General features: G+C 45.6%; 14 protein-coding genes. 6 read left to right on the top strand and 8 right to left on the bottom strand.

All coding sequences use genetic code 11. From position 1 onward, the window contains the following. Nucleotides 1-66 precede the first annotated feature (66 nt). Nucleotides 67-1,413, top strand: a complete 1,347-nt coding sequence (locus AC27G9_RS14325) for a M24 family metallopeptidase (RefSeq protein WP_487075115.1) — start codon at nt 67-69, stop codon at nt 1,411-1,413. A gap of 45 nt (nt 1,414-1,458) precedes the next feature. Here the strand turns inward: AC27G9_RS14325 and AC27G9_RS14320 are convergent, their stop codons facing one another. From AC27G9_RS14320 to AC27G9_RS14305, 4 genes are all read right to left on the bottom strand, one after another. Further along, nucleotides 1,459-2,199: an SIMPL domain-containing protein gene (locus AC27G9_RS14320; RefSeq protein WP_487075114.1), complete on the bottom strand. Its 741-nt coding sequence runs from the start codon at nt 2,197-2,199 to the stop codon at nt 1,459-1,461. An 83-nt stretch (nt 2,200-2,282) separates the two neighbouring features. Further along, complete coding sequence (locus AC27G9_RS14315) at nt 2,283-3,011, bottom strand: L,D-transpeptidase family protein (protein WP_487075113.1); 729 nt, start codon at nt 3,009-3,011, stop codon at nt 2,283-2,285. A 90-nt stretch (nt 3,012-3,101) separates the two neighbouring features. Continuing rightward, entirely contained in the window at nt 3,102-3,500 is a 399-nt protein-coding gene (locus AC27G9_RS14310) for a hypothetical protein (protein ID WP_487075112.1), read from the bottom strand. Between the two features lie 4 nt (nt 3,501-3,504). Then, the gene (locus AC27G9_RS14305) at nt 3,505-4,254 is read right to left on the bottom strand and encodes a TrmH family RNA methyltransferase (RefSeq protein WP_487075111.1); all 750 of its coding nucleotides are present in this window, start codon (nt 4,252-4,254) and stop codon (nt 3,505-3,507) included. Nucleotides 4,255-4,417: 163 nt separating this feature from the next. Between AC27G9_RS14305 and rlmE the strand changes: the two genes are divergently transcribed. Continuing rightward, on the top strand, nt 4,418-5,041 hold the full coding sequence (rlmE, locus tag AC27G9_RS14300; RefSeq protein ID WP_487075110.1) for a 23S rRNA (uridine(2552)-2'-O)-methyltransferase RlmE: 624 nt from the start codon (nt 4,418-4,420) through the stop codon (nt 5,039-5,041). A gap of 39 nt (nt 5,042-5,080) precedes the next feature. Here the strand turns inward: rlmE and AC27G9_RS14295 are convergent, their stop codons facing one another. The 3 genes from AC27G9_RS14295 to AC27G9_RS14285 all read right to left on the bottom strand — a co-directional run bounded on the left by AC27G9_RS14295 (nt 5,081) and on the right by AC27G9_RS14285 (nt 7,919). Then, nucleotides 5,081-5,392 carry a hypothetical protein gene (locus AC27G9_RS14295; protein ID WP_487075109.1) on the bottom strand — a complete coding sequence of 104 codons (312 nt, stop codon included), beginning with the start codon at nt 5,390-5,392 and terminating at the stop codon, nt 5,081-5,083. Nucleotides 5,393-5,410: 18 nt separating this feature from the next. Continuing rightward, nucleotides 5,411-6,415, bottom strand: a complete 1,005-nt coding sequence (gene ylqF, locus AC27G9_RS14290) for a ribosome biogenesis GTPase YlqF (protein ID WP_487075108.1) — start codon at nt 6,413-6,415, stop codon at nt 5,411-5,413. Nucleotides 6,416-6,542: 127 nt separating this feature from the next. Beyond that, nucleotides 6,543-7,919, bottom strand: a complete 1,377-nt coding sequence (locus AC27G9_RS14285) for an alpha/beta hydrolase family protein (protein ID WP_487075107.1) — start codon at nt 7,917-7,919, stop codon at nt 6,543-6,545. 227 nt (nt 7,920-8,146) lie between these two features. Between AC27G9_RS14285 and AC27G9_RS14280 the strand changes: the two genes are divergently transcribed. Further along, nucleotides 8,147-9,556, top strand: coding sequence for an NAD(P)-binding protein (locus AC27G9_RS14280; RefSeq protein ID WP_487075106.1), 1,410 nt, complete (start codon nt 8,147-8,149; stop codon nt 9,554-9,556). 6 nt (nt 9,557-9,562) lie between these two features. On the opposite strand, the gene AC27G9_RS14275 is transcribed toward AC27G9_RS14280, so the two are convergent. Next, nucleotides 9,563-10,132, bottom strand: a complete 570-nt coding sequence (locus AC27G9_RS14275; RefSeq protein ID WP_487075105.1) for a TetR/AcrR family transcriptional regulator — start codon at nt 10,130-10,132, stop codon at nt 9,563-9,565. Between the two features lie 135 nt (nt 10,133-10,267). Here AC27G9_RS14275 and AC27G9_RS14270 point away from each other — a divergent pair, with 135 nt between their 5' ends. The 3 genes from AC27G9_RS14270 to AC27G9_RS14260 all read left to right on the top strand — a co-directional run bounded on the left by AC27G9_RS14270 (nt 10,268) and on the right by AC27G9_RS14260 (nt 12,065). Further along, on the top strand, nt 10,268-10,951 hold the full coding sequence (locus tag AC27G9_RS14270) for a hypothetical protein (RefSeq protein ID WP_487075104.1): 684 nt from the start codon (nt 10,268-10,270) through the stop codon (nt 10,949-10,951). A gap of 78 nt (nt 10,952-11,029) precedes the next feature. Then, nucleotides 11,030-11,605 (top strand): elongation factor P-like protein EfpL, encoded by a 576-nt coding sequence (gene efpL, locus AC27G9_RS14265; protein WP_487075103.1) that lies wholly within the window; start codon nt 11,030-11,032, stop codon nt 11,603-11,605. Nucleotides 11,606-11,708: 103 nt separating this feature from the next. Then, nucleotides 11,709-12,065 (top strand): hypothetical protein, encoded by a 357-nt coding sequence (locus AC27G9_RS14260; RefSeq protein WP_487075102.1) that lies wholly within the window; start codon nt 11,709-11,711, stop codon nt 12,063-12,065. Nucleotides 12,066-12,100: the final 35 nt, after the last annotated feature.

Below are 12,100 nucleotides of genomic sequence, written 5' to 3'. Positions count from 1 at the left end.
CCGCGCTGTTATTTTAAACAAACCTTGGCATACTAAACTTTACCCTACATTAGGTTCAGGATGACCATGAGAAAAATAATATTGCCACTGTTGTTGTTACTCAGCTGTAAACTGGGTGCCGAAGATTTTAGTCAAGGGCGCGTCATCAGTACGTTACCCGACGTTCTGTCAGCTAAAGCCCGCGTAAAACCGCTCAATGCTATGGTCGAAGACCGTCTCGATAACTTATTACCGAAACTAATGGAAGAAGCCAATCTCGATATGTGGCTTGTTATCAATCGAGAATACGGCGAAGACAGGCTGTTTTATACACTTGTCCCCCAACCCACATTTGCCGCTAGGCGCACGACATTATTGGTATTCAGTAAGCAAGCTGATGGCACCGTTGAGCGTTTCAGCGTTAGCCGCTACCCCATAGGTGAACTCTATCCTACCGTTTGGCAAGGCGGTTCCCAATCGGAACAATGGCAACGCCTCGCTGAGGTTATTGCAGAACGCGACCCCAAACGTATTGGAATCAACATGAGTCGCGATTGGGCCCTAGCAGACGGTTTATCGGTTGGTTTACACCAACAACTTCTGCAACACCTGCCACAACAATATGCGCAGCGATTGGTCAGTGCAGAGAATTTGGTTGTACGTTGGATGGAAACTCGCAGCGAAAAAGAGCTACGTGTTTATCCTCAAGTGGTCACGCTAGCACGTGGCGTCATTGCAGAGGCGTTTTCTAACAAAGTGATTACACCTGGCGTCACCACGACAGATGATATCGCTTGGTATATTCGCGAGCGCTTCGAAGCGCTCCAGCTGCGTCCTTGGTTTCAGCCCTATGTCAATATTCAAAGGAAAGGAGATGAGACCCAAAAAGAGGACGTGTTTATGGGCAAAACTGGCCGCACCGTCTTACCTGGGGACGTACTTCACACAGACGTAGGGATCTGTTATTTGAACCTCTGCACCGATACCCAGGAGATGGGCTATGTACTGAAACTCGGTGAAGAAGACGTGCCAACTGGCTTTAAAGATGCGCTTGCAGTAGGCAATCGCTGGCAAGATATATTGACCAGCCAGTTTAAAACTGGCCTCACGGGTAACCAAATTCTAGCCAATACCATAGCTCGCAGCGAAGCCCAGGGCATTATCAGTAGCACTTACACCCACCCTCTAGGTTTTGTCGGTCACGCTAGTGGCCCAACTATTGGCATGTGGGACAACCAAGGGCCAACACCGATAAAAGGTGACTGGCGTCTTTACCACAATACGGGATATGCCATTGAAGGGAATGTCGCAGTACAAATTCCCGAATGGGACAATCAGTGGGTACAAATCAAACTCGAGCAAAGTGCCGTGTTCGACGGGACGCAGGTGTGGTATCTAGCGGGTCGGCAAACCCAATGGCACTTGGTTCGCTAGCCAAAAGCAATGTGAAAAAGGCCCACTTTGCTGGGCCTCAATTGTCTAGGGGTGAATCTCATAAATCACATTAATGGTTTTGGAAATCTCAATGTATTGAGGACGAAATAGCGTCTCTGACATTGCCATATCCGCGTACAGTCTTTGTTTTGTCAATAACCTACCCGCCATCGGTGTAGCGATAGCAAACGTCGCAAAAGCGTTCTCAAACGATCCCGAATCATTAAACGCGAATACGTTTCCCAGTTTTACGCCCAACCCCATCGCCATTTGGTTAGCTTTGCGCTTGGCTTTTTCAGTGGCTTCGTGAATTAACGAGGATTGCACAGCTTCACGTTTTGAAGAATCAAATACGACCTGGGTAGCATTGACGGCTTGAGTGTCCATCAACTGAGATGTCAGCTCTGCATATTTGTCGAGTGAATAAAGGGTAATTTTGAATCGCCGAGAAAACTCGTAACCTGTGATATCTAAGGCATTGTAATCTTTGTCACGCTTGCGCTTAACGCGTTTATCTATCTGAAACGCCGTGATGTCGGTATCCGGAATACTGAGTGCTTGACACAAATTAACCACCGCTAGCGACGCGTTGCTTAATGCTTCATAAGCTTGTCTCGACTCAGTGGCATAGCTAGTCACTGAAAAGGTAATAGTCGCTTGGTCAGGCTCGATTTGTTTAGTCGCGGTCCCCTCAACAGCAACAAAAGGAAAATCAGGCAATGGTGAGGCGTATAGTGAACTCGTCGTGAACAAACTCACCCACATCAGTAGTATGATTTTTCTCATTAGGTTTCTCTCTGTTTCTAGTGGTTTTGTTAACCAACGAGCGAACAATTAATAGAGGGTGAAACCTGTCACAAAAAATCGATTTACCTTTGATAGCTTGGATCAATTTGTGCGTATGCGTGTTCGATATTTCTGTACAAATCGCTAGTCCATTCTGGTGCGTCCCGGGGCACTACCAGTTTTTGAATCGATGGATCTACAGGGGAAATGATCACTTGGGTATGCTGTCTACCTACGTCGTGCACCAGCGTAAACAACTCCTCAATCGCTTCATCGCCCATGGCTAAACAGCCGATAGATACCGCTTTGCCATGAATGAATATATTCGATCCCGGTTGCTCGCGCCCTTCTGCGTTGGCGTGTTTCAAATCAAATTCATTGGGGTAGTTTATTTTCATTGAAAGGTGGTATGCGCTGTTAGGATTGAAACTTGATATTTTGTATAGGCCTTCGGGGACTTGCCTGTCTCCCTCTCGTAATTTAGGCCCAAGTTCACCACTGGCAGCTTGAATTGGATACGTTTTTATCCGTACATATTGATTGTCTTGGTTAGCTGCCCATACGTGAAGTTCAGCCGTATTTTTGAAGGCGACCAGTGCCAATTTTGCCGGCGGATAAGTCACCCCCGAAGATTCGAAACTCGGTGTTAGACTTCGCTTAGCGTCACTCCCATATTGCCGAATGACGTCATCAACCGTTTTCTTACTCATAAATTTAGCAGCAATGGGATACCATATTGATCGACCCTGAACGGTTAGCACGGTCAGCGTCAATACGAGCACTGGTATGAAAACAATAAGACGTCGTCTCATCTTTACTCTCACAGTTCAAGGGAATCGGAATCGTATGCTAAGTTGTCATACAAGCAGGCGACATACTTTGCAACAACAGTGATGGTAACATCACCTTTTTTTCAGCTGTTTATACGCTAACTTTCGCATAAGAATAACCAGAAGCAGCGCCAACCCAATCGCAAAGAAATCAATGTACATACCTTGCCCATTGGCGAAATCGCCGAAAGGCACAGAGATAGAAATAGGCGCGATGTTCAGCAACACACCCTCGGCGTTGGCACTTCTTACAGACTGAAAAATAAAAAAGAACAATGCCAGCGCTAAATAAAGAGAGCGCTGTTTCCAAGCACCATAGGCGCCAACCATGGGCATGCCACAATACAACACTAAGGCGACGATGGTTTGGTTCACTTCCTCGAATGGATAAACAATAACAATGACAAGACCAATCAGCGCATATAACGCTTGGATCACGCTCGTCACATTGAACAAGGTTATTTTTGGCATCGCGTTACCCGTATTGGCTCAATTGAAAACTACAAATACTCACAGCACTTGCTAAGTTCAATGATTCAATGGCACCAGCACCGTTTATCGTAAAGGGGGTCGCATTGAACTGCTTTAGTGCGTCATGTGGCACGCCACGGGCTTCATTTCCGAACAAATAGCATTCGTGCTGAGTGAATGACTCACAGTGGATTGACTCGCCATTTAAGTCTAAATAGGCAAAAGAAGCGAATCTTTCACGTAGATCCGACAGAGGAACATCGACTTCGATAGGCAGATGAAATATTGCCCCCATACTAGCGCGCACCACTTTCGAGTTATACGGATCAACACTGTTCGCGCTCAAAAGTAAAACAAAATCGCCAAACCACGCGAGTGTTCGCAATATCGTCCCCAAATTTCCTGGGTCTTGTACTTCGTGTAGGTATATATAGCGAGTACTGCCATGATCTGCGGGCTTAGCTGACTGATGGCCTGGTAATGGGACTCTAGCTATCATCCCCTGCGGTGTTTTTGTATCACTAATTTGCGACATTTGTTTATCGTTCAAAACGGTAAGTGTAAAATCGCCCGACAACTGATTGGCCCATTCTAAATTGGCCTCGGTAACATACACTGTGACTTGCTGAAAGTTGGCTATCGTGGATTGCGCTTTAAAGAGTTCTAAGATCAGGTGCTCTCCTTCTACAAGGTAGAAACCAAACTGAGAGCGATACTTCTTTTGATGCAATTTTTTTACATCGTCCAACTTCATATTTTCAAGCCTTATGGCAAATAGATTCATCTTAAAGACGCAAGGGTAATACAAGGCCAAGCCCCTGTAAATTCGAGACCTCGGCCTGTCAGTTTGTTGGCAAATCCACAACGTAAGACTACAATACGGGGTTTTTAGCGATTACAGTAGCAGATTCGAGTTTATGGCCAAGTCAAAAACCAGCAAAAAATGGATGGAAGAACATGTCAACGATCCATACGTGAAAAAAGCACAGCAGGATGGTTATCGCTCTCGCGCCAGCTATAAACTGATTGAAATCAATGATAAAGACAAGTTAATCCGACCTGGCAATGTCGCTATGGACTTAGGTTCTGCGCCGGGTGGTTGGTCGCAAATCATTGCGCCAATGGTGGGAGAATCAGGTCGTGTTATCGCTTCAGACATTCTCCCAATGGACAGTATTGTCGGTGTCGATTTTGTTCAAGGTGATTTCACTGACGAAGCAGTCTATGAACGTATTTTAGAAGTCCTTGACGGCGCCGAAGTAGATGTAGTGGTTTCCGACATGGCTCCTAATATGAGTGGCGTCAATACCACCGATCAGTATGCATCAATGTATTTAGTTGAATTAGCGCTTGATATGGCGCGCAATGTGCTTCGCAAAAACGGTAGCTTTTGCGCCAAAGTGTTCCAGGGTGTAGGTTACGACGAATACATGAAGGATGTACGCAGTTCATTTAATAAAGTGATCGTCAGAAAACCCGCTGCATCACGTCCGCGCTCGAGAGAAGTATATATCGTTGCGACGGGGTTTAAAGGCAGTTAGATACTCGAGATTACTCAATGGCGCTGCATTGGCGCCTTCTCAACGAGTTAGGCTGACAAACCACTGAAGCCCTGGAATACCGATAATGATCGGCCCCCGCTTAACATCGCCTTTGCTTACTTCCCCTGGGTAACTTTGCAACTTAATTCTAGCGCGCCTGACGAATAAGAGCCCTCTTACTGACTGGCAGAAAACCAAAACATACAACAGCCCTCCAGCTATCCCCCAATGGCTAACGTTAGATATTGCGAGCACTGTAAACGCGAGAATGGGCGATATTATCAATGCCAACCAGTATTTAGCAGAAACGTCTTTTAAAGCCTGAAACGTTTCTATTGATTCTCTACTCATCCACCTTCCCCTTCAGCGTTATCGATTGCGCTTTTTCATTCTCCGACTTTGCTCTTCACGTTTCTCAGTCCGTTTTTCTTTCCTGTCTTTCTTATCAGGGGTAAGAGAACCGTCTTTAAACTTTTGCTTGCGTTTTGCTTTGTCTGCCGCTTTTTTCTCTGCAGCTTTGACCATTTCAACTTCTTCGACTTCAATCATTTCCGGTGTTTCTAAGGTAATTCTCCCCAACTTTCCTGATTGCAATTCAGTCAAAAGCACTTCACAAATTTTGTGTAAGTTTACCCGGCCACCAGCCATTATTGCACCGCGTTTCTTTGCCGCAGCTTCTAAGAACTCGAGTTCCGTATCCGGTAATTCATCCAACTTGTAACGCTCTTTCATTAGCGCCGGATAAGCGTTGATAAGATAATCAGCGGCGTAAAAACCGACATCATCAAATTCCATCGCGGTATTCTTTACCGCTCCTGATGCGGCGAGCCGATAAATTGAATTCGGGTTTTCTTGCTTTGGCCAAAGCACACCCGGTGTATCAAACAGTATGATGCCACTACCGAGGTTAATTCGTTGTTGGCTTTTAGTGACGGCCGGTTCGTTGCCCGTTTTGGCGATGATGCGGTCGGCCAAGATGTTAATCAGCGTTGATTTACCGACGTTGGGGATTCCGGTGATCATGGCTTTTATCGACTTCACTGACGCATCTTTTTGCTCACAAATACTGCGTATCATCGACATAATTTGTTTGCTGTTTGCGGGATCATCCGTCGTCGTCGTGATCGTTTTCACACCGCGCTCTTTCTCTAGATGCGCCTGCCACTGAGCCGTCAAGTCAGGATCGGCTAAATCGTATTTGTTTAGAATTTTCAAACACGGCTTGTCGCCGCGAATTTTGGCAATTTCGGGGTTTTCACTGGAATAAGGGATACGCGCGTCCAATACCTCAATAAGAATATCTACCTGACTGATAGATTCTTTAATTTCTTTGAGGGCTTTGTGCATATGCCCGGGAAACCAATGTAAAGCCATGATTGCTACTCGTTATCGTTAATTGGCCGCTATTCTACTGCAATTAGACAAGGAGTTTCGAGATATGTGTAAAAAGGATAGGGTCGTCAGTACCAAATCTCGCCTTTTGGTACTGACGTGAGAGTCATCAAAGACCGTTCTGCTGCTTAAAATAGGTGACGACATCAGAAAAGTAACTCGGCACATAACCGGTATACGTACGATCGCCATGTTCATCCGTGGTGTAAAGAATATTGCCGTGTTCAGCAGAAGGGTAAATCTTATATTGCGTCGCTAATCCAGCTGCCTGTAATCGATCTAAATCTGCGGCAGTGTCAGGCGTCGGCAAGCTAGTATCTTCGCCAGCGAGTAACCACAATGAGGGAGTCGACACATTTTCAAGCGTCGCAATCGGATCGTAAGTTCGATTAAAACCTGGGCCATTGTCATTCCCGCTTTTTTTCCATTTCGTATAAAGTTTCCAACCAAAATCAGGCACCCAATCCGCAAGCGGGTGATTGAGTTTTTCAGCGACAAAACCGAGCAAAGAATCCGACCCAGCAATAGCCTTAAACCAAGGGGCATCTTGATGTAATTCTTTAAGCGCTAAGAGTCCATCCCACGCACTCTCATCATGATCAAAAATGACCTTGGTAATCTGCGCGTTCAACTCATCCGCGTAAGCAATTTCCTCTTCACCATAACCATTGTCCAAAAGCTGCTTTACGTAGCCCCATCTGTCTTCCCTTGGCACAGGGACCGTTGTTCCAAAACCGATGATATAAGACTGAATATCAATTTGCTTAGCCACCAGAGGGGAAATCCATCCTCCTTGACTAAAACCAATCAGGTTGACTCGCGAAATATCAATGGCTGCGTCACCTTTGAGGAAGTCCACAGCCGCCATGACATCGCCAGCGAGAGTTGGGAAATGTTGAGTATACTCGCCGTCGGAGCCACCTGTGCCTCGCTTATCAAACTTAAAGCCTGCAATGCCATTTGCCGCCAGTATGTAAGGCCAATGATAAAAATCAACGGCGCTGTAATCTTCTGAACCATGGACTGTGATAACAACAGGAAACGGCCCCTCGCCCTCAGGTATGGTTAACTCCCCTCTTAACATCAAGTCACCGCTTTGAAAAAACACGGTTTTCCGTGTGAGAGGCAATTTTTTCACGACTTGCGTTTTACCGCCCTCGTGCCAGGTTGCCCCCAATACCTCACCGTCATCCCCATATTGGAACTGACCTTTTGCAAAAAACGATTGCGAGTTAAACCCATGCGAGGCCTTGAATCCCTTCTCGCCATCAAAATACAGCGATAATGGTTTGCCATCGTGATATTGCAGCATTCGTAAACGCTGATCATTAGAAGGGCCAATGGTGACTAAGCTACCGTCTTCAAACTGATAGGCACCACTCAAATGGGTATCCATCAGCTCTATCTCCTCTTCAGAAGAAAAGGCCACAAACGCCCCAACCGCTAAAACCAATAGCACCAATACTGCTACATAAACCTTTTTCATTGTCATTCTCCATATGCATCAACCTTGAGTCGCCGACGACTTAGTAAAGGTTTAAATCGAGTTTAACTTTTTCAACAACTTGTCTCAAAGACATCAATATTCAGCACATTTGTTAATAACTATCAAAACAATTGTTAACAAGATGTTTGATTGACTATTCACTTCCCCCGTATAGTGCTGTTTATAAACTGGAACATCGGACCAGCGAAGGCGGTTAAGGATTAAGCATGGCTAAACAAATCGAAGCGGATTATCTCGTTATTGGTGCAGGCGCAAGTGGGATGGCTTTTGTCGACACCCTACTGTCTGAAACCGATGCCACTGTGATTATGGTTGATAAACAACACAAACCTGGAGGTCACTGGTTAGACGCGTATTCTTTCGTCACGCTGCATCAACCCTCTGCATTTTATGGCGTAAGTTCAAAAGAGTTGAGCCGCGGCATAAAAGACAAAGTGGGCCTAAACAAAGGATTAAACGAATTGGCCAGTGGTGTCGAAGTACAGGCCTATTACGATGATTTGATGAGAGAGACCTTTATTCCCAGTGGGCGAGTTCAGTACTTCCCTATGTCAGAGTACCGTCAAGACGGTAGTATTCATTCTCTGATGACAGGCGAAGTCGTAAACGTCACCTATCGCCACAAGCGAATCGATTCCACCTATTACAAGACCAGCATTCCCGCGACCCATACGCCCGCTTTTTCAATCGACGACAGAGTAAGATTTATACCACCTAATGCCTTACCCAAAATAGCAACACCTGTAGAAGGCTATACCATTATAGGTGGAGGAAAAACGGGCATCGATACCTGCCTTTGGCTGTTAGAACAAGGTATCAACCCCGCTGATATTACGTGGATCATGCCAAGAGATGCTTGGCTTATAGACCGTCAAAATACGCAGCCGACGGACGAATTTTTTCTTGATGTGATGGGAGCACAAGCCGCACAGATGGAGGCCATTGCCCAGTCCACGTCTATCGATGATATGTTCCTGCGGTTAGAGCAAGCTGGCGTATTTATGCGAATTGACACTGACGTTATGCCTCAGATGTTTCACGGCTCAACGGTAAGTCGACTAGAGCTAGCCGAGCTGAGGAAGATAAAAAATATAGTCAGACTAGGTAGAGTCACCCACCTTGGTTCGAGCGAGATTGAGCTGACTCATGGCACTATCTCAACTTCTGAACAACGGATCCACGTCGACTGTACCGCTAGCGCGATTACTAATTTGGCGACAAAGGATGTGTTTTCTGAAGATACCATCACACTGCAAACCGTCAGAGCGTATCAACCCGCTTTCAGCGCGGCGTTCATCGCCCATATCGAAGCAACATACGATGATATCGACAAAAAAAACCGACTAACCCAGGTTGTTCCCTTGCCGAATACCACTGACGACTGGGTCGAATTGACCTATAAAAATATGATGAATCAGTATTTTTGGGGCAAGGAGCCGGGACTAAAAAAATGGCTACTGAATAATCGTCTGGACGGGTTTATGCACATGGTGAAAAATGTGCGTTTCTACCAACTCGATAAAATCAAAGTCCTTAATCGGATGCGAATATCGGCTAAACCCGCCATCGAAAAACTCAAGGAATACCGCGCACAACTTAAGTCGAAAACACCGTGATACGAGCTAGAGTTTACTCTCTCGCAAACTCAGCTTAGCCAACATAACTGAGCTGTCCTTCAAGTGAAGGCTTATGGCTTTTGTCGTACATTTTTCTTTGCCGAGTAGCCAATCGATAGTCAAGGTCATCTGCGCTTCCGCAAGTTGATGCGCTGCCATAGTGAAAGGAATTGCAGTGTTTTGCTGAGAGCCTGATTTCAATATTTTTAGCTGCTGAACCAGTTTTTCTGCCAGTGTAGCAATGATGATACGCCGAGATGTGCCAGCGAAGATACGCGGTGCAAACTTGCGATTCTGCCAAAAGTGTTCCATCAGCGAATAGAGCGTTTCAAAGCTTTGCTTGTCACTCACACTCTCCGCCATCACCGACAATGGATAATCCATACTCGCCGCCAGCATTTCGTCTTTGCTCTTGTAGTGCTGGTAAAAGGTAGACCGTCCCACATTGGCCTTCGCAATAATGTCCGCTACCTTGATCTCATCGTAACTGTACGTTAATACCAGTTCAAAGAAAGCCTCGCGAAGCGACGTTAAGGTCTTCTGTATCCGTTTATCAAGCTGTGAAACTTGCGTCACTTTGTCATTCCTTCTTTACAACTAATCGAACATATTGCCAATAGTGTCCATTAATAAACACTTAAGGCGGTTTGTCCAGCTTCCTACTCCCACACGATGCTAGTGTTTAAACAAAATCAATGACAGGAAAAGATTATGCATCAAGATATACAAGCTAGACTCGACTCATCTCACAAATGGCTCGCCATCGCGCTCAGCTTGGTCAGTGCGCTGAGCATTTTCGCTATGTTACATCACCCCAGTGTCTCGGCATCAGACGTGGTTGGAAGAATCGAAGAAATCAATCAAGAATCGGCCGTGAATAGCCTGGTCCATGGTGTACTTATCGGCTTTACCTTATTTATCAGTTTTTGTTTGAGTGTTTATGGGCAACAGCGCAGTCTACAAAAACCCACTATTTTGTTTGGCACAATCTGCTACTGGCTTGGCACAGCTGCCATGGTAACAGCCGCACTAATGAGTGGCTTCGTAAGCCCCCATCTTGCGCAAATGTACACTGGCGCCGCTGCCTCACAGCTAGATACTTACGCGGGCCTAAACAGACTGGTTTGGGCGACAAACCAAGCTTTCGCCTACTTTGGTGCAATCAGCTGGACCTTGACGATGATGCTTTGGAGTCGGGACATGATGAATCAAGGTAAATTGGCTAAAGGTTTCGCTGTCATCAGTAGTATCTCCGGCTTGGCAATCATCGTTAGTTTGCTGGGAGAATGGGTGACCCTTAATGTATTTGGGATGACACTAGTACTCGTTGCGATCAGTATTTGGCATATTGGTATTGCAATCCTGCTTTATCGACAAAGTGACATAAAAGCCTGAGTTAAAGCGTTTTTAAATACTCGAAGTTCCATTACAATGACACGCTACTGGATAAGTAAATCACATTGGGATTAAGTCATGCCAAAGGCAAGTGAAATCAAGAAGAACAACACTATCGTGTTCCAAGGTAAAACATGTATTGTACGGGATATTGAGCGCTCTGTGCCTCAAGGTCGTGCGGGTGGAAGCCTATACAGAATGCGTATGTATGATGTCGTAACAGGCGCAAAAATGGACGAAACCTTCAAGGATTCTGACATGCTAGAGATGGCAGATATCAACCGCCGTCCAGCCATGTTTTCTTATATTGATGGCGATGAGTACGTCTTTTTAGACAACGAAGATTACACGCCATATCACTTGCACAAAGACAGCATTGCCGATGAAGTCATGTTTATCAACGAAGGCACTGAAGGTATTCAGGTAGTGATTGTAAGTGACGCGCCCGTTGCACTTGAGTTACCCACTAGCGTTGAACTTGAAGTCACGGAAACCGATCCATCGATCAAAGGCGCGTCGGCGACATCGCGAACTAAACCAGCCACCTTATCTACAGGACTAGTGATTCAAGTACCTGAGTACATCAGTACAGGTGAATGGGTAAAAATCAATACGAGCGAACGCAAATTCCAAAGCCGCGGTGACAAACACTAATCACGCAGCCCACACGATTAAGCCGAGCGATTGCTCGGCTTTTTTATTACTACATACCCACAGCGCATATTGTAATTGGACTAAAGAGACCAATATAAGTGCTATGCAACAACCGCTGACTCGTCACTACTTACTGCCGTTACTTTCAGCACTCTGGATATTGGGTGCTTTGCTTGTCTTACCCAACAAACTTTGGGTTGAAGCACCGTCTGCCGATTATGCAGTAGAAGTCCCTGTTAACAGCGAATCACCAACCGACCAAACGAGTTTAAGCCCGCGTTTCGAAATTCAAGATTGCACTGTTGTTCACTCGCTTCCAACTCATGGCGAAACCCGATTACAGTACACTCACTATGCTATTCAGCTTTATGAATACTTCCCTGCAAGAAGTAAAATCAACCACTACTTTGCCGTGGTTTCCTTTCAATATTTTATTAGCCAAATGAAAGAGCCTGTCTAATTTACGCTTTCTACGACCCGCTATAGCGGGTCTTT

The organism is Alteromonas sp. 5NS40-0096, from assembly GCF_057544385.1.
This window is presented reverse-complemented; position numbering and strand designations above follow the sequence as displayed.